Origin of the sequence: Paenibacillus sp. BR2-3 (assembly GCF_046529485.1) — a bacterium.
Classification (GTDB): Bacteria; Bacillota; Bacilli; order Paenibacillales; family Paenibacillaceae; genus Paenibacillus_AQ.
Map to the genome: position 1 here is coordinate 209,345 of NZ_CP126311.1, position 23,311 is coordinate 232,655.

Consider the following 23,311-nt stretch of genomic DNA (forward strand, 5'->3'; position numbering starts at 1 on the left):
CCAAGCTCTTCAGCCCGAAGGGCCTTTTTCTTTTTCCGCGACCCAATCTCGCGGGCAAACTCTACAGAAAAAGAAGTGAAGTTATGATAGAGCCCAAGGTAAAGATTAAGCCAAGTCAACGCTTTCTTGAAAAATATTTTTCCGGCGAATCGATGGACTATCGCGAGATGATTGCGCTGTTTATCCCGATTTTGGTCGATCAAGCATTTATCGTGGGGCTGAATCTCGTGAATACAGCGATGATTAGTTCCTCAGGAGTTGCGGCGATCAGTGCGGTGAACATGATTGATTCGCTTAATATTTTTCTCATCAGTGTGTTTGTCGCCGTAGCGACGGGGGGAACGGTAGTTGTGGCCCAGTACAAAGGCAGCGGCAACGATCTAATGGTTTCCAGTGCGACCGCCGGGGCGGTGTCCTCTGTTTCTTTGATTGCCTTAGCTATCGGCTTGTTAGGGATATTATTTCATAACCCGCTGCTGGGTTTGCTTTTCGGAGCCGCTTCGCCGGATGTTATGGATAATGCCCGGACGTATTTGATCGGGAATTGTGTGTCCTACCTGGGCATTGCCGTTGTACAGGCGGTATGCGGTGCCCTGCGCGGGATCGGAAGGACGAGAGCATCACTTATGCTTTCACTGATTATGAATTTGGCGTATGTCCTCTTAAATGTTGTGTTTATCAGTCTGCTGCAAATGGGTGTTCTGGGCATGGCCATATCGATCAACGCGGCCCGCTATTTGGGTGCGTTGTGCGCACTTTTTTATCTATTCCGGCTGGACAGCAGTCTTCATATCCGTCTCCGCGATTTATTGATTGTCAAAGTCTCTATGCTCCGAAAAATTATGTTTATCGGCGTTCCGTTTGCGGCGGAGCAGGTTTTCTTCAACGGCGGTAAAATTCTGACCCAGATTTTCATTGTCAGTCTCGGTACGTATGCGATTGCCGCGAATGCAATAGCTTCTTCTTATGCCATGCTGATGCAGGTTCCCGCCGGTGCCCTGTCCCTGACGCTGATTACGGTTGTCGGTCAATGTATGGGACGCCGGAATATTAAGGATTCGCGTAAATTCGTCAAGTCGTTTGTGATGTTGTCCTCTTTTTCGTTCGTGCTGATGGCCCTGCTGATCCTGCCTCTGTTCCACCCGATTCTTTCGTTGTTCCATCCGCCCGCCGAGATTGTTGGGGATATTTTTACGATCGTGCTCATCAATGCGATTGCCCAAATCCCGCTATGGTCCATCAGCTTCATTACGCCTTCCGGTCTTAGAGCGGCCGGGGATTCCAAATTTACTTCTATGGTTTCCATGCTGTCCATGTGGCTGTTCCGCGTAGTGCTGGGGTACATACTGGGCATTGTTCTTCATATGGGGATCATTGGGTTTTGGCTCGCGATGAACTGCGAATGGGGCGTGAGGGGAGTGATTTTCCTCCGGCGGTTCCTGGGTGAAAAATGGTATCAGCACCGCCTGATTTAAAGGTTTGTCGCGCTCATATGAGTATTAGAGAGTAACCTAACGGGTGCTCTCTTTTTTATACCATACTGATAGGTTTATGTCATTGGATTCGTATTACATAGTAGTACCAAACAACAGCGTAAAGGAGGGCAGCATTTGTGGAAATAACAGAAGATAATGTTGTACAACAAATTAAGAACCACGATGAGAGGGCGATTGCATTCATTATTCAAATGTACGGGGGCTTGCTTACGGCGATTATTAAACGTCATGTACAGTACAATCAGGAAGATTATGAAGAATGTTTAGATGATGTGTTGCTGGCCATTTGGCATCATATCGACGCATTCGATGAAGGAAAAAATACGTTTAAACAGTGGATTGCCACCATCGCAAAGTATCGTGCCATTGACTATCAACGAAGAATGATGAGAAACCAGCGACAATTTATCAGTAGGGAAATAACCGATGATCTATTCAAAAAGCAGCCCCTATCACCAAAACAAGATGTAGAGGAAGTGTTAACTCACTTATCTTCTACAGAACGGGCCATTTTCGAAAAATACTATTTGGATGGAGTGGTGTGAATCCATGTTAATTTATAAAGAGTTGAATGATTTGAAACTGGAACTTTCCGAATATGAGGAACTGCCTTTAACATAAAGAAGCTTCATAACCTTAAAAAAAACTATTTGAAAAAATGGATAGTGCTAGCAGCTGCCATCGTCCTGGCATTAGGTATAACCATACCTCTTGGGAAAGTTTCACTCGCAGAGATGCCATTTGTGGCGGGGCTAATCGAACGCTTTATTAATGGAGAGAAACCACTCGATTACTCAGTCTATAAAACAGCAATCGGTGAAACGGCTGAAAATGCATACGGCAAGCTGACATTAAATGAAGTACTGGTCGATACGGATAGACTGCTCATAAGCTCGACATTTGAGCCGGCAAAAGGCGTCCCTTTTGATTATCAAACCTTTCTATCTCCACATGTCCTTGTGAACGGAGAAAACCTCGCAGAAACAGTGGGAGCACAATCGATTAAAGTAAAGGATAAGATGTATACGATTTATGGGGATATTAAGTTGAGTCATTTATCGAATGATGGACCGCTTCAAATAAAAATTACTTAGGATACGATCAGGAAACGTAAAAAAATTGTGATGGAAGAGCCGTGGGTATTTGATGTAACGGTGCCAACAAGTCAAATGGCAATAGATACAAAAACCTTTACTATTGACAAGGCCATCACACTCAATAATGGAGAAAAAGTAACGCTTGAAAAAGTAATTGCCTCACCTGTTTCGACGTTAATCTATTTTGATCTGACTCAAGCCTCGGAATCGACCAGATTCAAACTTGTTACGGCTAGCGGTGAGAAAGTTCCTTTAAGAGAAGGCTATGGATCTAGAGATATCGGAGAGACTTCATATGGACGTTATACACCGCTTGATTTAGAGAAAGAAACGTATTTGCTCGTCCCTATTAATGAGGATGGAGAAGAAATAGGACCTCAAGTCATATTAAATCTCGATTAGCATACCCCCCCATTTACCCGAATAAAATATGGCTATAATGGCTATATTCGTTGTTTATCGACGGATGGGGGAGGAGGGTATATGCAAATTCATGTTGTGCAGCCGGGGCAAACTCTGTACGGAATCGCTAATGCCTATGGGATACCGATGGATAGGATTACTGAGGCCAATCAATTGTCTGCACCAAGCATGTTGGTGGTTGGGCAAGCGTTGGTCATTCCGATAATCGGTATGTATTATTGGGTTCAATCGGGGGACAGTTTGTATAAGGTCGCTCAAAGGTATGGTGTGAACATCAATACGCTTGCCCAAATCAATCGATTGCCTTTGGAGAAGCCTTTGCGGATTGGACTTCGTCTGTATATCCCGCCTAAACCTAAACGAAATGCTGAAGTTAATGCCTATATAGAGCCAAGAGGGGAGGGAGTGTCCCAAAGCTTAAGGAATGCTGCGGCAGAAGCGGCACCCAACCTCACTTATCTTGCTCCATTCAGCTTTCAAGTCCAGCGGGATGGCTCTTTACAAGCACCGCCGCTAGATAATCTCTCTTCGATCGCCGGTCAACATCAGGTGACAATGATGATGGTTGTGACCAATTTAGAAAATGATCAGTTTAGCTCAGAGCTGGGGGGCATTATTTTAAATGATCCAGCCGTTCAAAATCGGTTATTGGATAATATCATTAGCGAAGCGAAGCCGTTGAATTTTAAAGATATCCATTTTGACTTTGAATTTTTGAGGCCTGAGGATCGTGAAGCTTATAATGCATTCTTGCGAAAAGCGGCGAAGCGAATTCATCAGGAAGGGTTCTTATTGTCAACCGCCTTGGCACCCAAAACAAGCGCTACACAAACCGGGGCGTGGTATACAGCCCATGATTATAAAGTGCACGGGCAAGTTGCCGATTTTGTGGTCATTATGACCTATGAGTGGGGATATAGCGCGGGGCCTCCGATGGCGGTTTCGCCCATTGGTCCTGTTCGCCAAGTATTGGAGTACGCCATAAGCGAAATGCCGGCAGCAAAGATCATGATGGGGCAAAATTTGTACGGCTATGATTGGACCCTGCCTTACGTAGCAGGTGGAGCTTATGCCAGAGCCCTTAGTCCGCAAGCCGCCATTGATTTGGCCAGGAATAGACATGCAGCGATTCAGTATGATTATAAGGACCAGGCTCCAAATTTTAATTATATCGATGATTCAGGTAAGACGCACAAAGTATGGTTTGAAGATGCCAGGTCCATCCAAGCCAAATTCAATCTAATGAAAGAGCTGGGGCTTCGGGGCATCAGCTATTGGAAGCTGGGACTTCCTTTTCCGCAGAATTGGCTGCTTATTCAAGATAACTTTAATGTGGTAAAAAAATAATAACGATGAAATGGAAAGGGGCCTCCAACCGCCAACGGTATGGCTTATGGGACCCCTCTTTCTTGCTGCAAATCTATTATAAGGACCGGGAATATTCCTAGCTCCTGCGCTCAGTGCGCACTGCTGCTTTTGATAAGGTCCCAGTGGATTTCAATCATAGATGGCAGGCAGGCCGATGTGCGTTGTTTGTAGAAGACGCGGTGAAAATGGTCCGGATTAATGAGGAATGAGGTCCTCCCGATCGTAGCCGAGTTCCTGTACTATAGCTAAAGCAGCTTCAGCGGACCTTTACAAAAACGGCTTCCCCATTTAACGGGTACAAAATACTTGGCCTGTACCCTTAAAGAGGGAAGGACAAAATTTGCAAAGCCGGGAGGAGAGTTTTAATGAAATTAGTTCTGATGGGAGATTTACATTATCACGAAATCGATAAGACGATTCCGGGATTGCTGGAGGCTCGCACAGCTTTCTATCAAACCTTGCTGGGACGATTTCTCGAGATGGATGCGGATTTGCACGTATCGCTCGGAGATCTTACGAATTTTGGATCATCCTTGGAGCTGTTGGAGGTTTACGAGTTGTTACGCCACAACGATAGAACGTTTATCCATGTGCTGGGCAACCATGATCTCTATGGACAGACGAGAAGTGAAGTATTGGAGATTACGGGACAGCGGCGTTATCACGCCATTGACACCGACTCTGCGATGCTAGTCTTTCTGGATACGGCCAAAGAGATGGACTTCACCGATTGGGGCGGCTGGATCGACGAAAAGCAGCTGCAATGGTTTGAGGACATGGTTCTGGCGTCAGGAACAAAACCGCTGCTCGTTTTCGGCCATCATCCGGTATATAACACAACGGCGGGATCGGAGAAGGAGAAAGGTTCGATCCATCCGAGCATTGACATGTGGCGTATTTTAAGCCGGAAAAATGGGGTAGGCATCTATTTCAATGGTCATACGCATGTGGATTCGATCGTAGCTCAGAGCAACTGGACATTCATTCAGTTATCAGCCTGTCTGGATGAGCATGGCTTCCGGGTCGTGGAATTCGCGGAAAAGGAGATCCGAATCTCTGCAGTGGATATAACGGATGCAGATGTTCTGGATCATGCCCCTATACTGCATCAATATATGAAGCACTTCAAACCTAATCCTAACGCTCGAGGAAAAGACTCTGATCGCGAGTTCGAAGTTCCCTTGCTGACTGCGGCAAGACTCCAATAACAATAGGCAGGAGGGTTATAGGGATGAAGGACGTAACGAACTATGACGCTTTCCTAAAGGGCCTCACAACGCACAGGATGATCGCTTCGATTAAAGATCCGAGGCATATCGAAGCAGCTTTGGCACTGCGCAACCAATTAAGCGGAGTCTTTCTGCTGACGGGCCATATCGGCGTCGTGAAAGGCTACGTTGACGTGTTCAAGGAGCATCAGCTGCCAGTCTTCCTGCACTTGGAGAAAATTGGCGGCCTCAGCACGGACAATTACGGTCTCGAATATTTGGCGAAGGTTATTAAACCGTCTGGCATCATTTCGACGAAAACCAATGTGGTGAAAACGGCAAAGAAAATGGATCTGATCACTATTCAACGCTTCTTCCTCGTTGATACCGAGGGGTTGGATAATATCGCCAAGAGTCTCTGCCAGATTAAGCCGGACATCATCGAAGTTATGCCCGCCCGGATTCCCGACATGATTGGCAAGGTGAAAGCAATCACCTCTCTCCCTATTATTACGGGGGCTTATTGTATGAGCAAAGCCATGTAGAGGAATGTTTGAAGTACGGAGCAACAGCTATCTCGTCGTCCAAGCCCGAGCTGTGGGGAGGCACGGAGCCTCTTCCGGGTAAGAAGCAAGTCAGGTATATCGTATAATTCTGCCGACATCGGGTAAGTTTATATAATCTTTGCAATCAGATAATACAGTCTTAATAGTTGTCCTGTAGTATTCATTATGACAAGTAAATAGCAATCGGTTGGAGCACTGGAGAAACCTTATCCGCTGTGGACGTTAATGTCCCCGGCAGGATTAAGGTTTCTTTTTTTGCTGCTAACCTATTCTAAACAAAGAAAAGGTGGAGGATTGGACAATGGTTAAGAAGCTTACTGCACTCTCGCTTGCGATTTTAATGGTAATGGTATTGGCGTCTTGCGGAACGAACAGCACGAATGTTAGCACCGGCAATACGAACAGCGGCGCTAAAGCGGGGGCGGAATCTGCACCGTCCAAGAAGGTCGTCATTAAATACTGGTACGCTTTTGGAGAGAAGATCGAGGAAGCGAAACAAAACATGGTCAAAGAATTCAACGAATCACAGGACAAAATTGAAGTTATAGCAGAGCATCAAGGTGACTATGGCGATCTTCATGCTAAAGTGCAGGCGGCATTCGCAGCGGGTGATGCTCCTGCAGTAACCGACCTTGAAATCGCATCAACCGGAGTGTTTGCCCGCTCGGGTATGCTGCAAGAGCTAACGGCTTATGCAGAGAGAGATAAAGATCAGCTGCAGCTTGAAGATTTCAATCCCGGCTTAATGGGGAACGCCTATGTGGACGACAAGCTGTTTGGTCTTCCATTCATGCGTAGCACCCCGATTTTGTACAAAAATATCACGATGCTAAAAGACGCCGGCCTGGATCCGAAAGGTCCGAAGACATGGGATGAGCTGGAACAGTATTCTCGCGTTTTGAAGGAGAAGGGAAAAGTCGGCATGACAGTGCCTGTCGATATCTGGTTCTACGAAGGTCTGGTTGCCCAAAGCGGCGGTCAAATACTGAGCGATGACGGCAAATCGGCTGCATTCAATTCCCCTGAAGGTGTTGCGCCGGTAGAGTTCTGGAAGAAAATGTCCAGCGAAGGACTCATCAAAATGCCCGTAGGCGATGAAGCGGGAGCTACCGCGGATAAAGACTGGGCGAATCAAATGTCGGCCTTCAAGTTCGGCTCCACTGCCGGCGTAACAGGAAGCATGGAAATTGCAAAAGGCAACGGTTTTGAATTAGAAACGGCGTTTATGCCTGCTAACGTCAGCTACGGCGTTCCGACCGGCGGCGCGCAGCTTGTGATGACGTCGAAGAGCAGCGATGGAGAGAAAGAAGCAGCTTGGGAATTCATCAAGTGGATGACGACCAAAGAAAATACGATCTACCAGCACAAGTATGTTGGTTACTTGCCGACCCGTCTGTCTGCCTTGGAAAGCGAAGAGCTAAAGGCGCATTTTAAACAGTATCCGCAGTTTAAGGTGGCCGTGGACCAGTTGGAATATGCGAGACCGCGTCCGATGGAGAATGCTTATCCGGAAGTTGCCGAAATCCTGAAGGAATCGATCCAGAAAGCAATTCTTGATCCGAAAACGTCCCCGCAGGACGCGCTCAACCAAGCGGCGGAGAAGGCGAACAAATTACTTGGCAAATAATGAGAGGATACGGGGATATGCACAACGAGAACTGGCTGGCGGCGATTAAAGTTATTATTTTCGATATGGATGGCACGCTCTACCAGGAAGACACATTCATGGAACGCTATATACGTTATTTGCTACAGGGCACGGAGCATGAGGGGGAGACCGAGGCTGCCATCAGCGCGGGAAGAGCCATTTTGAGGGGGGAGCATCCCTTCCAATTCGGCCATTTCTATCATACGCAGGATAACTTGGTGTTGGTGCGGCAGGAGGAAAGCTTCATTCAAGGATTTACATGGGAAGGGTCCGCCATCAATGAGCGTGCCATAGCCTATGGGTCATTGTCATCCCAGGCTCCTTATTTAATCCATATCGGCGATCCATGGGGGATTGCGGCAATCGTCCGTCACAAATATAAGCTGCCTGAGGGGAAGCAGCAATCGGCTTTTGAACGGGTGCGTAAGGAGATGATTCTCGCACCTAATCATTTCAGGTTGCGCAGCGACGTATTTCAAGCGATTGAAGAGCTTACTGCCGTGGACAAAAAAATCCTCATGACGAATACGTATTTGGAATCCGGTATGGAATTCCTCCATTACATGAACATTCGACACTTGTTCGAAGATGTGTTTTGCGGCGCGGAGAAGCCCCTGGGTTTGCATAGTTATTTCGAGATTCTACTCAAGCAGGGCTATGAGGCTCATGAAATTTTGTCGATTGGCGATAACCCGTGGAATGATCTGCATCCTGTCAAGCGAATGGGCGGCAGGACCTGCTTTATTTCCCCGTACCCGAGCTGCGATCCTGAAGTATGGGACCTGCGGCTGAAGACACTGGATGAGCTGGAGCAGCTCATGCGTGCGATTCAGGAATCCATTACAAGGAGGACAATATCGGATGGCGAAGATCGAGCTGAAGCATATAAGCAAGAAATTCAAAGATGAAACCGTAATTGAGGATTTGAATCTAACGATCAAGGACGGTTCGTTCACGGTTCTCGTCGGACCTTCAGGCTGCGGCAAATCAACGACATTACGAATGGTAGCCGGACTTGAGAAGCAGACCAGCGGAGAAATATGGATCGATGACAAATGCGTGAACGATACGCCGCCCGGGCTGCGTGACGTGGCTATGGTTTTTCAGAACTATGCTCTGTATCCAACCATGACCGTTCGCGGTAATATCGAGTTCGGCCTCAAGAATAGAGGCGTTCCAAGAGACGAACGCGAGAAGCTGGTGAAGGACATTTCGGAGATTGTGGGGTTGACTTCGTATCTGAATAAGAAGCCGCAGAGCTTGTCCGGCGGACAGCGTCAACGGGTTGCCCTCGCGCGGGCGATGGTGAAGAAGCCGAAGGTGTTCATCCTCGATGAGCCTTTGTCCAATCTGGACGCCAAGCTGCGCAACCAGATGAGAACGGAGCTGATTCAGCTTCACAAGCGGCTGGGAACCACCTTTGTTTATGTGACGCATGATCAGGTAGAAGCCATGTCTATGGGCGACGAGATCGTAGTGATGAACAAGGGGATCATTCAACAAGCGGACTCTCCGATGAAACTTTATCACGATCCGGCTAATCTGTTCACCGCAGAGTTTATCGGGACTCCGGCCATGAACATGATAAATAGAAAGGATGTACAAGGCCTGGATATTCAGAAGGGCGGCAGCATCGGCTATGTAGGATTCCGTCCTGAGCAAGCTATCATTAACGCAAGTGCGGAAACCGAAGGTTACGCTATAGAAGGGGAGATTCTAACCCGTGAAAGTCTGGGAGCGGAAAATATTTATCAGATCCAGTCGCGGGCGGGCATTTTCTTTATCAAAACGTTCCTTACAGCCTTAGTGACCTCCGATCGCGTCAAAGTTACAATTCCGTATGAATATCTGTATTATTTCGGGCTGAGCGGGGAAAGGCTGCGAGGAATTGAGATAAACACAAAACGCCTTGTTGTAGCTGGAGGGATCACATGACAGTATGGGAAAAGCTTCGCCCTTACGGGATGGTTGCCCCGGCTATAATTATTTTTTCCCTGTTTTTTATTTATCCGATCTTTTACATGATTTATTTAAGTATATTCGACTGGAACTTTATCAGCCCGACCAAGACATACGTCGGGTTCCAGAATTTCAAAGATCTTTTAATGGAACCGGACTTCCGGCAGGTGCTCTCGAATACGACGATTTATACGGTTTTGACGGTGACGTTAACGACTGGGATCGCTTTGATGCTTGCACTGTGGCTGAACAAGAAGAGCATCTTCCACGGCTTCGTGCAAGGTGCTATCTTCAGCCCGCATATTATTTCCCTTGTATCCATCTCTCTGCTGTGGAGTTGGCTGATGGATCCCGAATACGGACTGCTGAACTGGGTGATTGGCCTCGCAGGCTTCGGCAAGCTGCAGTGGCTGTCGCATCCGAGCACCTCGCTGATCTCGCTGGTCTTGGTAGCGGTATGGAAAGGGCTCGGCTATAACGCTCTTGTCTTTATCGCGGGTTTGCAGAGCATCCCGCCCGACATTTACGAAGCGGCTTCCCTGGACCGTTCCAAGGCATGGACTACCTTCACGAAGCTGATCCTGCCGATGTTGTCGCCGACCCTTTTTTTCCTCGTGATCATCAATATGATCGGGTCGTTCCAAGTATTTGAGACCATTGCGATTATGACCCAGGGAGGCCCAATCAATTCGACCAACACGCTGGTGTATTATATTTACGAATACGGCTTCCGTTTCTTTAAGATCGGTTATGCCTCTGCTGCCGGCGTCATCCTGCTCGTTATTGTAGGGATATTAACGATGATTTACTTCAAATTACTATCTAATCGTGTTCATTATCGCTAGAAAGGGGTGAAGTTCATGAAAGCTGCAAACCATACGATTGACGGCACCCCTATCGGGAAGCCAGCCGAGAACAAATGGACGGGGACACGCAGTACACTAACCATTTTACGAAAAGTGTTATGGGTTGTACTCCGTATGTTAAATGTGATCGGCCTGCTCGTTCTAGTTCTGGTCTTCGCCTTGCCATTCATATGGATGATTTCCACTTCTCTGAAGACGCTCCGGAAACGATGATATTTCCGCCAGTGTGGATACCGAACAATCCGGTTTGGCAAAATTACACCGAAGCTTGGAACACGGGACCGTTCCTGAGGTATTTCGTGAACAGTGTGATTATCTCGGTTAGCATACTAGTTTTTCAGATGTTGACGATCATTCCCGCCTCCTATGCTTTTGCCCGATACACGTTCAAAGGCTCGAACTTTCTGTTCGGTATTGTCATGGTGACATTGATGATCCCTGCCCAATTAATCTTTCTTCCGGTCTACCTGGAGCTAAGCGCCTTCAAACTGCTAAACACGCATCTCGGACTCATTCTTCCCTTTGCGTCGAGCGCCTTCGGCATCTTCCTGCTACGGCAAGCATTTATGCAAATCTCGGATGAATTGCTTGAGGCAGCGAGACTCGATCAGGCAGCTGAGTGGAAGATCATCCTAAAGATCATGGTGCCGATGGTGAAGCCGGTGCTCGTTACCTTTGCCTTGTTCAGCTTCATTGCCCATTGGAACGATTACTTCTGGCCGCTCGTCATGACGACGAACGAAGCGGCGAGAACGCTGCCTCTCGGTATCGCCAAGATCAGAGAAGTGGAAGGCGTCGCGACATGGAATATACTGATGGCCGGGAACCTGATTTTGGTAGCTCCGATTCTGGTCGTATTCTTCCTGTCGCAGCGTCAAATTATTAAAGCATTCGTATATAACGGCGTGAAATAAAAAAACGGAAGGACTGAGAGACTATGATTACAATCGTTGCCCACCGCGGATGGTCCGGGGAAGCTCCCGAGAATACAATCGCGGCTTTCAAGCTGGCTTTGACGAATTCGGATATTGCAATCATTGAACTGGATGTGCATCTATCCAAGGACGGAATCCCTGTCGTCATTCACGATCATATGCTGGATCGGACGACCAGCGGCAGAGGACCGGTAAAGGCTTATACCTTAGAAGAATTGCGCCAATTGGATGCGGGCAGTTGGTTCGATCCGCAATTCGCGGCAGAGCGGATTCCGACTCTGGAGGAAGTGCTGCAGCTCGCAAAGGGACGCTGCAAGCTGCATGTAGAGCTTAAGGTGATGGGGGATGAGTACAAAGGAATCGAAGAGGAAGTAATCGCGATTATTGATCGCCACGGTATGAAGGAGATGGTCGTGCTCTCTTCCTTCGATCATGATTCCATGAAGCGGGCGCACGAGATCGATCCCTCCATTCGGACGGGGCTGATCTTTCTGGGCAAGCCGACACTGCTGGTGGAGCAGCTACGTTACACGGGTGCCACGAGCGTGTCTATGCATTATGGCTTCGTTACCCCTGCTCTGGTGAATGAGATGACCGGGCATGGGATGGATATGGGTGTATGGACGGTAGACGATCCAGACATTCTTGCCGGCATCATAGAAGAATATCCCGATATGCGAATTACGACGAATCATCCGGACCGTGTGCTCCGGATTGTAAGGCAAGATAGCATAACATCCTAAGTCAGCGGTTATGCCAGAAGGAGGTGGAGCGATGACCAGCCGAAAAGCATTCATGGTTTGGCACAAGATCGGATTGTTACTGTTAACCTTATGCTGTGCGGCATTAACCGTATCTGCTTCTATTCCCGCTAAGACTAAGAGCTCTATGATCATCGCGCATCGCGGGGCATCCGGTTACGCCCCCGAGAATACGATGGCCTCCTTCGAGCTGGCAGAGCGGCTCGGCGCCGACTTCATCGAACTCGATGTGCGGATGAGCAGGGACGGAGAGCTTGTCGTCATCCACGACAAGATGGTGGACAGAACGACGAAGTTTACAGGTTATGTACACAATTATACGTTGCGAGAGCTTCAAGGGATGGATGTGGGGAGCTACTTTGGTGCTGACTATTCGGACGAAACCATAGTGTCGCTTCAAGAAGTGATGGACCGTTTTGCAGGAAGGATTGGCATTCTCATAGAAATCAAAGATCCGCCTCTCTACCCAGGGATTGAAAAGAAGCTGGCTGATATTGTGCGTCAGTACCAACTGCTCCAAGATGTTACAGGTAATGTGGGCATCACAGGCGGTATTATCATTCAATCCTTCGATTTCGAATCGGTGCGTCGTATTCATTCCATGCTGCCCGGCATTCCTGTTGCCGTCCTTATCCACCCTGATCAGCATCCATTATCGGAAGAGACCATGGATCAGCTCGCTTCTTACGCGTCTTACATTAACTATAGCCATGATCTGCTTGATAAGGAAATCATCCGGGAAATCCATGATCGTAACCGCGAGGTAATGGCTTGGACGATACGGAATGATCGGGATATGAAACGAATGAAAAAGCTGAGAGTGGATGGAATTATAACGGATTATCCGGGTTGAGGAGAAAAACCGAAAATTTTGAAGAATTGTTTATGTTAAAGATCGCGTTACTGGAGCAACGTGGCCAAGGTTTCTGACCAAAGTCTGACTGAACCTTAAAATCAGTATTGATTGGGCGGTATGAATGGGAATAAATTTACTACAGCTAATGCTAATGAGATACACACGAATAGCCCATCGCATGCGTTGCATGTAAGTGTACTTTATACAATTAAAACAGCCCATTCTGCCGTAAGCGACAGTATAATTGTATTCTGTGCAGTTATATCTGCGGGATTGGGCTGAAAACCGTGTTAAGCCGCTTGTTAACTGTACAAAGTACAACTAAAGTCCAGGCAATAGCCACTATGTCTCCATATAGCTGTACAATATGCAATTATCTTACCTTCTTGCTCCTCTGCGAGTTTCGTAATCGCTGCCGAACCGGCGCGTTACCCGGTCAGTTCCTTGCCGTCGTACACATAAGTCTTTTCCTTGCCATCGACTATGGTCCTCAGGTTCACCGTCCGGCCCCACAGCCGGTGTACCAGCGGCAAGGTGCGTTCCACGTATTTCCGGTCCAGTTCCAGCCCTTCATAACGGTTGTCGAGCAGCAGCTCGCCCCGGCCATGCAGGTCGTCGTCCTTGACCGTAAGGTAAGGGAATCCGCCATTAGTCCGCGAGCGAATCAAATTTTCTTTGATTTCCTCCACATTTTTGTCAGTAACCTTATACCTCTGATCCTCCAGCTTATAGACGAACAAGTCCATCTCTTCCGTCAGTTCGCGGGTCAGATAGTTGCGGATAAACGACACATCCGATTCCGTCTCCCGGATTTCAAACAACGCCTCAGGCCCTTCCTTCTTCTCAATATGCCGCAGCATCATGAGGCCGAGATAATACGGATTGATCCGCCCGGGGGAGGGCTGAACCACACCGGCGTTCATTTTGGCGAATTCAACAATTTCCGAACCGCTTAAGTCCAGTTCCCGGACCAGCTTCAAGTGCCAGTAGCTGGCCCAGCCCTCGTTCATAATCTTCGTCTCGAGCTGAGGCCAGAAGTACAGCATCTCGGCACGGAGCATATGCAGAATTTCCCGCTGCCATTCTTCCAGATACCGGCTCTCCGCCGCGATATAGCCGATGACATCCTTCACCCCGCCGTCAATCTCCCGGAAACCTCCGGGCCGCCCGAAACGGACAAACGGATCGACATGCTCCTGGATGGCGATCCCTGCGTCGAGAAATTTCTCCACCTCATCGGCACCGTATTCCTGCCCGAACCCTTCAATCCGCTCGGCGAATATGGCCATCCGATCGACCATATTCCGGTCAGTACCCTCAAACATGGCGTTGTTTTTGAAGAAATCGCTGTGTCCCAGCACATGTGCCACGATCAGCTTGTTTTGCAACAGCGTGTTGCTGTCCAGCAGGAATGCGTAGCATGGGTCTGAATTAATAACCAACTCATATATTCTGCTCAATCCATGATCGTACTCCGCTTTCATGCGCTGATAGGATTTGCCGAAGCTCCAATGTGAGAACCGGGTAGGCATGCCATAAGCCCCGATGGAATACAACACTTCGGACGGGCACACCTGATAGCGCATCGGGAAAAAATCAAGCCCGTACTTCAGCGCCATCTCCGTCAGACACTCTACCGCCTGCTCCAATTGCTCCGCCTCTTTATCCATCATGAGGCTTCTCCCACCTTCCCTAAGAGATTGTCGTCCTGGTTCGGGTATGCCCAATCTCTCTAGCTTTCAATCTCGTCTCCGAAAAACGCTTTAAGTGTCTTAAACACGTCTTCCTTCTCCTTCAGGATTGCCCTGATAAAGGAAGGAGGAGCGAGGCCAGACATGGCCTCCCAAAGCTGCTTGCTTCCGTAAGTGCTGTACTGCCGGATCTCGCCATAGCCGAGCATATTAACGCGTTCGAGCAATCCGCTGGCGAGGCGGACAGTCAACATATTGTCACTATCGAGGTTGTCTCCGTCCGAAAAATGAAACGCGTAGACATTATATAGATCCGGAGGATAATCAGCATCCATAATGCGCAGTGCCAGCTCATACACGGAAGAGCATTTCGTGCCGCCGCTCTCCCCTTTCCGAAAGAAGGATTCCTCGTCGACCTCCTTTGCCTCCGTGCAGTGTGACAGAAACCGGATTTGTACGTTCTCGTATTTAGTCCGCAGGAAACGCACCATCCAGAAGTAAAAGCTGCGGGCGACATATTTTTCGAAGCTGCCCATGGAACCTGACGTATCCATCATGGCTAGCACGACGGCCGAGGATTGCGGCTTTCGGATATCCTCCCAGGTTTTGTACCTCATGTCGTCGCCGATAATTGGGCCGAGGACAGGTCCCGAAACGGGGTCCGGCTGCGTTTCACCGGACGGAACGCCGCCGAGCGCCTGGCGCTTGATCGCCTCGAACAACGTGCGCCGCTTGTCGACGTTTGACATCATGCCCTGTTTGCGGACATCGTCAAACCGGATGTCTTCAATGGTCATGTCTGGTGCTGCTTTCGGTTTCAGCCTCGGCAGCTTCAGATCCTCGAATACGAGGTCAGCCAGCTCATCGATCGTCAGCTCTGCCTCGTAATAATCGGTGCCCGGCTGATCGCCAGCTTCATGTCCTCCGCGTCCCGCACCGTCCGATCCGTCCGAACCCGCTTGGCCGATGACATCGCCAACCTGCGTGCCGCCCTGACCCTGGCCGACCTGCGGCTCGCCCTTGGAATCGTAGCGGAATTTTGGCTCGTCCAGACTGCGGACAGGAACCTTGATTATTTTGTCGCCCTGGGGCATAATGATCGACTCTTCGCTGACAAGATCGGCGAGATTGTGCCGAATGGCTTCTTTTACTTTGCGCTTATGACGCTCTTGGTCGATCTCTCCCTTGCGGTGCAGCGACCAGTCGTCGCGCTCGATCACGAACAATCGCTTGTCCATGTCGACCACCTCCCGGTTTTACTAGAAGTCTGACTTCGTGTATGCCGTTACCGATTTAACAGACTGCCGACGTATTTCATCAGCTCGTTGGCGCATATGGCGCAGTAGCCGTGATGGTCGATCAGTCGCCGCGAGACTTCGTTCATGCGCTTGAGCTGATTCTCGTCCGGATTGAGCGTTGAGGTTGTAATTTTAATGACATCTTTCAGATCGGCGAACAGCTTTTTCTCGATGGCATCCTTCAGCGGCTCATGCGAAGTGTACTCGAACTGCCGGCCGCGCCGCGCAAACGACGATATTTTAATCAGGATTTCCTCGCGGAATGCCCGTTTTTGATTTTCGGTCACCCCGATTTGCTCTTCAATCGAACGCATCAGCTTTTCGTCGGGGGCGCCTTCCTCCGAGGTGATCGGGTCCTTCATTTTCTGGCCGCTGCAATAGGCTTCGACATTATCAAGGTAGTTGTTCAGCATGGTGTGGGCGGATTCTTCGAAGGAGTAGACGAAAGCGCGCTGCACTTCAGTCCTGGCTTTGTGGTCGTATTCCTTGCGGGCCAGTGTAATCAGGTTCAGCAACCGGTCGCGTTCTTCCTTGGAAATGGAAGGATGCTGGTCGAGTCCTTCCTTTAGCGAGCGGAGCACATCCAGGGCATTGATGCACGATTTGCCGCCTTTGATCAGTGCGCTGGAAATGCGGTTGATGACGTAACGGGGATCAACGCCGGACATGCCTTCATCGGGATGCTCCCTGCGCAGTTCGTCCATATCGCCGCTCTTTACGCCATCGACTTCGATGCCGTCGTAAATGTACATTTTTTTGATGAGATCGATTCCGGATTTCTTAGGTTCTTTCAGACGGGACAATACGGTAAATACGGAAGCGGTCCAGAGCGCGCCCGGAGCCAGGTGCACCTGGTTGTTCAGCCCCGAAGCATCGACCAGTTTGCGGTATATTCGTTCTTCCTGGCCGGATTTCAGATTATAGGGAATGCGCATGACAATCATGCGGGAATGGAGGGCTTCATTCTTCTTGTTGGAGATAAAAGCGCGGTATTCGGTTTCGTTGGTATGGGCTATGATCAGTTCATCGGCGGAGATGAGGGCAAAGCGTCCCGCTTTGAAATTGCCTTCCTGCGTCAGCGACAGCAGATTCCACAGAAACTTCTCGTCGCATTTCAGAATTTCCTGAAATTCCATCAGGCCACGGTTGGCCTTGTTCAGTTCGCCGTCGAACCGGTAAGCGCGCGGGTCGGATTCGGAACCGTACTGGGTGATTGTTGAAAAATCAATGCTGCCGGTTAGATCGGCAATATCCTGCGATTTGGGGTCCGAAGGCGCAAAGGTTCCGATTCCCGTACGATCGCTTTCCGAGAACAGTACCCGCACGACAGGCATGTCCTCCATTCGGCCCGCGTAATCATTCTCCAGCCGCATCCGGCAAACCGGGCAGAGGTCGCCTTCGATATGGACACCGTACTCCTTGCGAAATTCCTCGCGCAGTTCGCGGGGAATGAGGTGTAGAGGTTCTTCTTGCATCGGGCAGCCTTTGATGGCATACTGGGCGCCTTCGGGTGTGCGTGTGAACGACTCCAGTCCGTTCTTCAGCAGCGTGACAAGCGTCGACTTGCCGCCGCTGACGGGACCCATCAGCAGTAGGAGGCGCTTGCGGACATCCAGACGCTGGGCCGCCGGCCGGAAATACTCCTCAACCAGAAGCTGAATCGAATCCTCAAGGCCGAACAGCGTTCCGCTGAAAAATGTGTATTCCCGCCGACCGTCCCCGAGCTCATTGACGCCAGCCAACTCGATCATCCGGTAAACCAGTTCGTGAGCGGTTCCGGCGATCCGCGGGTTCTCTTTGACGAGTTTCAGATAATCGAGAAAGGAACCTTCCCAGAACAGATCATTCTCCTTATCGCGATAGGTTAACAGTTTATCCAAGAACGTCATGCTTACCGCCTCCCTTTTTAATGTAAATCATAATAGGTGCGAGGTAACCGGTTTAAGCCATACGGTCGGCAACACATCAAACGATTGACAGAGCAGCGAAGACATTCTTAGATTTTATTTTATTTATTTATATTTAAATTTTAGCATAGTTTCTATCATCATTCGACAACAAAAATGTCATTGTATGATGGAAATTACCGGGGATAAGCTTATTTAGCGAAAAAAACCATATAAATTACCAAATATATTGTTACTTGCGGGAGATAACCTTACAATAATTGAGTAATGCCAAAAACCTAACTGTTCCGGTAATATCAGCAAGCTGAAAACCTGCAATAAAAAACACGGCGACCTTTCCCTTATTAGTAGGGGGGTGGTCACCGTGTTTATTATCTACTCCTGGGAATGTGCTGCTTCATCCTTGACTTCCTCGCGGAAACCTCGAATGCTTTCTCTGCGGCGATCATTCTTTTCTTCGATTTGATTGCGTTCCTCGCTGCTGATTTCAGAGGAGAATTCGTTTAGATAATCTTCGCCTTCACGCAGGTTTTGAATCGTATTCTGAATACTTTGCTGCAAATGCTCAACATTATCTGCCCGATTGTCCGGTTTAGCCATTTTAGCTTGTCGCCCCCTGGGTCATTTAATGCGCTCATTGGAACGCTAACAGGTAGTTTGATCGGTACAGGGCGGTTTTATGCAAGTCTGCCTATTTATTTCCCTTAAGCCTCGGCCCACTTTTGGTCGCCCGTCAAATATTTCTCGGTCAACACGGTGAGGAGTTCAATACCCACGGCATTCTGTCCACCTTCAGGCAGGATCAGATCGGCGTATTTCTTGGAGGGCTCAATGAACGCCTCGTGCATGGGCTTAACCGTAGTCAAATATTGGTGGTGGATTGACTGAATGGTGCGGCCGCGTTCTTCAATGTCCCGGAGTACCCGGCGGAGTATGCGCACATCGGGGTCGGTGTCGACGAATACCTTGATGTCCAGCAGCTCCCGGAGCTTTTCGTCGGAAAGCACATGAAGCCCTTCGATAATAACGATATTATTCGGCTCTAATTCAACTGTATTCACAGTGGAGCGGGCATGTACGGTGAAATCATAGACCGGCGCATGGGCAGGACGGCCTTCTTTTAGACACTTGAGATTCTCAATTAACAGCTCGTTGTCAAAAGCGAACGGATGATCATAATTGATCGCCCCCCGCTCGTCCAAGCTGAGATGCGAATGGTCCTTATAGTAATTATCCTGAGATATGAAAGTTACTTTACCCGATCCAAGACGGTCAATTACGGAACGTGCAACCGTTGTTTTGCCGGAGCCGGTGCCACCGGCGATACCAATAATAAGCATGGTAATTCAATAACCCTCCCTAAATGACTGCCTTTGCAATTTCAATATTGTAGCACAGCCATCACGTTTTTACACGTCAGCTCGGCCCTTCGAAGCATAATATTTTTCGAAATGGGTCCATATTAGATTGCTCTACGGATAGGGTGCAACCGGAAAGGGCTGAAGAGATAGGGCTATTCTGGCGGGCAGCGGGATTTTACCCAGGAATCGAAGATATGGAAAAGACGGATGGCAGGCTCCAATTAGTTTATTGTTTAATCTCGTATAGCTCGTACAATTCATCAAGCATCAGATTTGCCGCTTTGATGCCACCGGCAGTGTTCCAAATGGCATCACTGACTTTATAGGTCTGCCCATTCTTTACAGCGCTCAGATTTTTCCAAAGTGGATCGTTTGTCCATTCCTGCTCCGTTTGGTTCGCTTTACCATCGCCGGTCTCATACGTAAAGTAGAATATGCGGTCAGCATCCGCTTCCGGCAGGCGCTCTTTCGTAATTTCGTCGACGAAGGTATCTTTTGCATTCTTCGTCATTTCTGTACGGGCGACGCCGATTTGCTCAAATATAATTCCTGAAAAAGTGTTAGTGTGGTAAACACGTGTTTTTCCATCCATAAAACGAATGACGGATACCGTCTAACAGCAGACTTCGAGCTGCCCGGGCCGCCCAACAGTCCAGAGGCATGGCAAGTTCACCGCAGCAACTGCACTAATCCAGAACATCTGAGGATGGGCAGCGGCCGAAAGTCCAAACATTCCCCGTAGTTACGACCCTCTCCTTAAATGTAAAATTTCAAGCTCAACATTTATAGTTCGAAGAACATGGATTTGTGCCTCTTTTGTAACATAAAGTGAACCATTCCAAAAAATAATTATTACAATGTGTAAAATGAAAATATTCAGGATTGGTATAACATATATAGAAAGCAGTTCATTCCTAGTTGTTCGAACGGAGATGATGTGATGCAGTTGAAAAAATTAACCGTGAACGGCGAGCGGTTGAAGAATACCATCGAAACCTTTGCGGATTTTGGGCGTACGGACAAGAATGGCGTGACTCGGTTATCGTTGTCCGAAGAGGATATCAAGGTTCGGGATTATTTTCGTTCCTGCTGTGAAGAGCTGGGGATGACAGTCAAAATGGATGATATGGGAACGATGTATTCGACGCTTGCGGGTGTGCAGGCGAAACCTCCTATTGTCATTGGGTCGCATATGGATACGGTGAAAAAAGGCGGCCGCTTCGATGGGGTGCTTGGGGTTATCGCCGGACTTGAGATTGTGAGGACTCTGAAGGACCAGGGAATTACGCCGCAAATACCGGTCACGGTGATGAACTTTACCAACGAAGAGGGAGCCCGCTTCGAGCCTTCGATGATGGCATCCGGTGTCCTGGCGGGGAAATTCGATAAGGCAGTGATGCTGAGTAAAAAGGACCCGGAGGGCGTGACGTTTCAAGAAGCTCTTGAAGCCAGCGGCTATGCCGGCGATGCTGCCAATCGGATCAAAGAGGCTGCTGCGTATCTGGAGCTTCATATTGAGCAGGGGCCTGTTCTGGAGAGGGAAAATCTTTCGATTGGTTTGGTCGATTGTGTGGTCGGCATGGCCTGTTATGAGATTGAGGTTACCGGTGAATCCGATCATGCGGGTACGACTCCGATGGGGATGCGCAAGGATGCCTTGTTCGCTGCAACCGATCTGATCACAGAGCTTCGCAGCAAGCTCGGGGAGCTGGATTCCGAACTCGTCTACACGATGGGCCGGATGAACGTCCTCCCGAACATTCATACCGTTATCCCCAATAAGGTTATTTTCACCGTGGAAGCCAGACATAAAGACATGGATGTGGTTCGTGAAGTCGAAGCGATTATCCAAGGCTTACCGGCGCTGCAAGGAGATTGTGAAGTAATGTCAACAAAGCTCTGGGGCCGTGATACCGTCTGGTTCGATCCAAAGATCTGTGAAGCGGTAGAGAAAGCAACGGAATCATTAGGATATTCCAATAAAAAAATGGCCAGCGGCGCGGGACATGATGCCCAGTTCGTGGCCGGTTTTCTCCCGTCCGCAATGGTGTTTGTACCCAGCGTAAAGGGGAAAAGCCATTGTGAGGAAGAGCTCACCTCTTATGAGGACTGTGAAAAAGGCGTCAATATCCTGCTCGAAACGGTTTTATCTTTTTTATCTACTTAGGGAAGATGCAGAAAGGTAGATACCGGACCGATTATTGATGTTATGTTTGTGATACTAAACATACCTCCACTTGCCTTGACAAGAACTTGATGTCACCTTTGCGCACAGAAATGCTGTGCAGCTTCTGTCCTGCCGACAACCCGCTCACTGAGCGGGTTGTTTGTCTTTTTTAAAATGTACAGGTGAAAAGTAACGAAGGAGAAGTTTGGAACTGTAGGAGCGACAGCGTTCGCCCGAAAGCTTTCCGCAGGAAAGCTCGCTTCGAAAGCATATGCTGTCCCCGGATTTCAACCGCGAGCAGCGGTACAATTGAGGAAATCTGGGGACAACAGCGACCGAAAGTCCAAACATTCTCCGTAGTTACGGACAGTCACCGAAACATACTTTTCTCTATTCATTGTGTAAAAACACAATCATGACAGATAAAGTTTTTCTTTTTCACCAAATTGAAAATCCGTTTCCTATGTTATGATTCATTACATAAGAGATTCACACAAGACAGGAGAGATTAAAGATGATTATTGGAGTTCCTAAAGAAATTAAAAATAACGAAAATCGTGTCGGCATTACACCAGCTGGTGTAGTTACACTTCTTAAAGCAGGACATGAGGTGTTGGTTGAGACTGGCGCGGGTCTGGGAAGCGGATTTCTGAATGAGGAATATGAGCAGGCTGGAGCCAAGCTGATCGCCGATGCAGGAGCACTTTGGAGCGCATCCGAAATGGTCATCAAAGTAAAAGAACCGCTGGAAAGCGAATATGAGTATTTCCGTCCAGGCCTGATCCTGTTCACTTATTTACATCTTGCTCCCGAGCCGGCTCTGGCGGCTGCGCTGCAGCAGCATGGTGTGACTGCCATTGCTTACGAAACCGTAGTGGATGGCCGCACTTTGCCGCTACTCACACCAATGAGTGAAGTGGCAGGACGCATGTCCGTTCAACTGGGCGCACAATTTCTGCAAAAGAACCATGGCGGTCAAGGAATTCTTCTCTCCGGCGTTCCAGGTGTGAGCAGAGGCAAGGTCAGCATCATCGGCGGCGGTGTGGTTGGAACCAATGCGGCAAAAATGGCGATCGGTCTGGGTGCCCAGGTTACGATTGTAGATTTAAGTGCAGAGAGACTTCGCCAGCTGGATGATATTTTCGGCGCACAGATCACCACTTTGATTTCCAATCCGTTCAACATTGCTAAAGCTGTTGCTGAAGCGGACTTGCTGGTGGGCGCAGTTCTCATTCCGGGCGCAAAAGCTCCTAAGCTGGTTACCGAGGAAATGGTGAAGACGATGAAGCCGGGTTCCGTTATTGTCGATGTAGCTATTGATCAAGGCGGTATCGTGGAAACCATCGACAGAGTGACTACACATGACAATCCGGTATTCGAGAAATTCGGCGTACTGCACTATTCGGTAGCGAATATGCCGGGTGCGGTTGCCAAAACATCCACCATCGCATTAACGAATGTCACCATTCCTTATGCGCTGCAAATTGCGAATAAGGGTGTAGTTAAAGCTATCGAAGATAACGCAGGACTGAAAAGCGGTGTTAACGTGGCTAATGGCAAGATTACTTGCGAAGCCGTTGCAGAAGCTCTTGGGGAAGATTACTACAGTGTAGAGCAAGCATTAGAGCTGGAATTTACCCTAATCTAAATATATAGATAAAAGAATCCAAGAGAAGAGAAACAAAGAGAATATGAGGGATTACT

Annotated in this window: 20 protein-coding genes and 2 pseudogenes; 16 read left to right on the plus strand and 6 right to left on the minus strand. The window is 48.6% G+C overall.

All coding sequences use genetic code 11. The annotated features are described in order from the left end of the window. The first annotated feature begins 83 nt into the window (after positions 1–83). The 14 genes and pseudogenes from PaeBR_RS01050 (at position 84) to PaeBR_RS01115 (ending at position 13,180) form a co-directional block, all read left to right on the plus strand. Positions 84–1,475 (plus strand): MATE family efflux transporter, encoded by a 1,392-nt coding sequence (locus PaeBR_RS01050; RefSeq protein ID WP_410513094.1) that lies wholly within the window; start codon positions 84–86, stop codon positions 1,473–1,475. A 137-nt stretch (positions 1,476–1,612) separates the two neighbouring features. After that, entirely contained in the window at positions 1,613–2,041 is a 429-nt protein-coding gene (locus PaeBR_RS01055; protein ID WP_410513095.1) for a sigma-70 family RNA polymerase sigma factor, read from the plus strand. A 105-nt stretch (positions 2,042–2,146) separates the two neighbouring features. After that, a complete protein-coding gene (locus tag PaeBR_RS01060) occupies positions 2,147–2,590 on the plus strand; it encodes a DUF4179 domain-containing protein (RefSeq protein ID WP_410513096.1) in 444 nt (147 codons plus the stop codon). Between the two features lie 30 nt (positions 2,591–2,620). After that, the gene (locus PaeBR_RS01065; RefSeq protein WP_410513097.1) at positions 2,621–2,995 is read left to right on the plus strand and encodes a hypothetical protein; all 375 of its coding nucleotides are present in this window, start codon (positions 2,621–2,623) and stop codon (positions 2,993–2,995) included. 81 nt (positions 2,996–3,076) lie between these two features. After that, positions 3,077–4,363 carry a LysM peptidoglycan-binding domain-containing protein gene (locus PaeBR_RS01070; RefSeq protein WP_410513098.1) on the plus strand — a complete coding sequence of 429 codons (1,287 nt, stop codon included), beginning with the start codon at positions 3,077–3,079 and terminating at the stop codon, positions 4,361–4,363. Between the two features lie 386 nt (positions 4,364–4,749). Continuing rightward, on the plus strand, positions 4,750–5,592 hold the full coding sequence (locus PaeBR_RS01075; RefSeq protein WP_410513099.1) for a metallophosphoesterase family protein: 843 nt from the start codon (positions 4,750–4,752) through the stop codon (positions 5,590–5,592). Positions 5,593–5,615: 23 nt separating this feature from the next. Further along, a complete protein-coding gene (locus PaeBR_RS01080) occupies positions 5,616–6,137 on the plus strand; it encodes a glycerol-3-phosphate responsive antiterminator (protein WP_410513100.1) in 522 nt (173 codons plus the stop codon). A gap of 322 nt (positions 6,138–6,459) precedes the next feature. Continuing rightward, on the plus strand, positions 6,460–7,785 hold the full coding sequence (locus PaeBR_RS01085) for an ABC transporter substrate-binding protein (protein ID WP_410513101.1): 1,326 nt from the start codon (positions 6,460–6,462) through the stop codon (positions 7,783–7,785). Continuing rightward, entirely contained in the window at positions 7,785–8,714 is a 930-nt protein-coding gene (locus tag PaeBR_RS01090) for an HAD family hydrolase (RefSeq protein WP_410513102.1), read from the plus strand. The genes PaeBR_RS01085 and PaeBR_RS01090 overlap by 1 nt, the downstream gene beginning before the upstream one ends. Then, positions 8,668–9,741, plus strand: a complete 1,074-nt coding sequence (locus PaeBR_RS01095) for an ABC transporter ATP-binding protein (RefSeq protein WP_410513103.1) — start codon at positions 8,668–8,670, stop codon at positions 9,739–9,741. Before PaeBR_RS01090 ends, PaeBR_RS01095 begins: the two co-directional genes overlap by 47 nt. Beyond that, a complete protein-coding gene (locus PaeBR_RS01100) occupies positions 9,738–10,610 on the plus strand; it encodes a carbohydrate ABC transporter permease (RefSeq protein WP_410513104.1) in 873 nt (290 codons plus the stop codon). Before PaeBR_RS01095 ends, PaeBR_RS01100 begins: the two co-directional genes overlap by 4 nt. Positions 10,611–10,745: 135 nt before the next feature. Next, a pseudogene (locus tag PaeBR_RS01105) lies at positions 10,746–11,545 on the plus strand (carbohydrate ABC transporter permease). A 23-nt stretch (positions 11,546–11,568) separates the two neighbouring features. Then, on the plus strand, positions 11,569–12,309 hold the full coding sequence (locus PaeBR_RS01110; protein ID WP_410513105.1) for a glycerophosphodiester phosphodiesterase: 741 nt from the start codon (positions 11,569–11,571) through the stop codon (positions 12,307–12,309). Positions 12,310–12,340: 31 nt separating this feature from the next. Further along, positions 12,341–13,180, plus strand: coding sequence for a glycerophosphodiester phosphodiesterase (locus tag PaeBR_RS01115; RefSeq protein ID WP_410513106.1), 840 nt, complete (start codon positions 12,341–12,343; stop codon positions 13,178–13,180). A 431-nt stretch (positions 13,181–13,611) separates the two neighbouring features. Here the strand turns inward: PaeBR_RS01115 and PaeBR_RS01120 are convergent, their stop codons facing one another. From PaeBR_RS01120 to PaeBR_RS01145, 6 genes and pseudogenes are all read right to left on the minus strand, one after another. After that, on the minus strand, positions 13,612–14,856 hold the full coding sequence (locus PaeBR_RS01120) for a SpoVR family protein (RefSeq protein ID WP_410513107.1): 1,245 nt from the start codon (positions 14,854–14,856) through the stop codon (positions 13,612–13,614). 59 nt (positions 14,857–14,915) lie between these two features. Continuing rightward, positions 14,916–16,112 carry a sporulation protein YhbH gene (gene yhbH / locus PaeBR_RS01125; RefSeq protein WP_410513108.1) on the minus strand — a complete coding sequence of 399 codons (1,197 nt, stop codon included), beginning with the start codon at positions 16,110–16,112 and terminating at the stop codon, positions 14,916–14,918. Positions 16,113–16,159: 47 nt separating this feature from the next. Then, positions 16,160–18,061, minus strand: a complete 1,902-nt coding sequence (locus PaeBR_RS01130) for a PrkA family serine protein kinase (RefSeq protein ID WP_410513109.1) — start codon at positions 18,059–18,061, stop codon at positions 16,160–16,162. A 393-nt stretch (positions 18,062–18,454) separates the two neighbouring features. Continuing rightward, entirely contained in the window at positions 18,455–18,679 is a 225-nt protein-coding gene (gene tlp, locus PaeBR_RS01135; RefSeq protein ID WP_410513110.1) for a small acid-soluble spore protein Tlp, read from the minus strand. Positions 18,680–18,783: 104 nt separating this feature from the next. Then, positions 18,784–19,419, minus strand: a complete 636-nt coding sequence (gene udk / locus PaeBR_RS01140) for a uridine kinase (protein WP_410513111.1) — start codon at positions 19,417–19,419, stop codon at positions 18,784–18,786. Between the two features lie 247 nt (positions 19,420–19,666). After that, positions 19,667–20,053, minus strand: a pseudogene (locus tag PaeBR_RS01145) (iron-siderophore ABC transporter substrate-binding protein); the annotation flags it as partial. 327 nt (positions 20,054–20,380) lie between these two features. Between PaeBR_RS01145 and PaeBR_RS01150 the strand changes: the two are divergent. Both PaeBR_RS01150 and ald read left to right on the plus strand, forming a co-directional pair. Further along, positions 20,381–21,607: a Zn-dependent hydrolase gene (locus PaeBR_RS01150; protein WP_410515034.1), complete on the plus strand. Its 1,227-nt coding sequence runs from the start codon at positions 20,381–20,383 to the stop codon at positions 21,605–21,607. Between the two features lie 514 nt (positions 21,608–22,121). Further along, positions 22,122–23,255 (plus strand): alanine dehydrogenase, encoded by a 1,134-nt coding sequence (ald, locus tag PaeBR_RS01155; RefSeq protein ID WP_410513112.1) that lies wholly within the window; start codon positions 22,122–22,124, stop codon positions 23,253–23,255. The last annotated feature ends 56 nt before the right edge of the window (positions 23,256–23,311 follow it).

Coding starts and splice junctions, on each gene's coding strand:
- PaeBR_RS01100 (WP_410513104.1), top strand. CDS start 9,738: ATGACAGTATGGGAAAAGCTTCGCCCTTACGGGATGGTTGCCCCGGCT.
- PaeBR_RS01070 (WP_410513098.1), top strand. CDS start 3,077: ATGCAAATTCATGTTGTGCAGCCGGGGCAAACTCTGTACGGAATCGCT.
- PaeBR_RS01130 (WP_410513109.1), bottom strand. CDS start 18,061: ATGACGTTCTTGGATAAACTGTTAACCTATCGCGATAAGGAGAATGAT.
- PaeBR_RS01095 (WP_410513103.1), top strand. CDS start 8,668: ATGGCGAAGATCGAGCTGAAGCATATAAGCAAGAAATTCAAAGATGAA.
- PaeBR_RS01050 (WP_410513094.1), top strand. CDS start 84: ATGATAGAGCCCAAGGTAAAGATTAAGCCAAGTCAACGCTTTCTTGAA.
- PaeBR_RS01085 (WP_410513101.1), top strand. CDS start 6,460: ATGGTTAAGAAGCTTACTGCACTCTCGCTTGCGATTTTAATGGTAATG.
- PaeBR_RS01150 (WP_410515034.1), top strand. CDS start 20,381: ATGCAGTTGAAAAAATTAACCGTGAACGGCGAGCGGTTGAAGAATACC.
- PaeBR_RS01065 (WP_410513097.1), top strand. CDS start 2,621: ATGGAAGAGCCGTGGGTATTTGATGTAACGGTGCCAACAAGTCAAATG.
- ald (WP_410513112.1), top strand. CDS start 22,122: ATGATTATTGGAGTTCCTAAAGAAATTAAAAATAACGAAAATCGTGTC.
- PaeBR_RS01110 (WP_410513105.1), top strand. CDS start 11,569: ATGATTACAATCGTTGCCCACCGCGGATGGTCCGGGGAAGCTCCCGAG.
- tlp (WP_410513110.1), bottom strand. CDS start 18,679: ATGGCTAAACCGGACAATCGGGCAGATAATGTTGAGCATTTGCAGCAA.
- PaeBR_RS01075 (WP_410513099.1), top strand. CDS start 4,750: ATGAAATTAGTTCTGATGGGAGATTTACATTATCACGAAATCGATAAG.
- PaeBR_RS01115 (WP_410513106.1), top strand. CDS start 12,341: ATGACCAGCCGAAAAGCATTCATGGTTTGGCACAAGATCGGATTGTTA.
- PaeBR_RS01120 (WP_410513107.1), bottom strand. CDS start 14,856: ATGATGGATAAAGAGGCGGAGCAATTGGAGCAGGCGGTAGAGTGTCTG.
- PaeBR_RS01090 (WP_410513102.1), top strand. CDS start 7,785: ATGAGAGGATACGGGGATATGCACAACGAGAACTGGCTGGCGGCGATT.
- udk (WP_410513111.1), bottom strand. CDS start 19,419: ATGCTTATTATTGGTATCGCCGGTGGCACCGGCTCCGGCAAAACAACG.
- yhbH (WP_410513108.1), bottom strand. CDS start 16,112: ATGGACAAGCGATTGTTCGTGATCGAGCGCGACGACTGGTCGCTGCAC.
- PaeBR_RS01080 (WP_410513100.1), top strand. CDS start 5,616: ATGAAGGACGTAACGAACTATGACGCTTTCCTAAAGGGCCTCACAACG.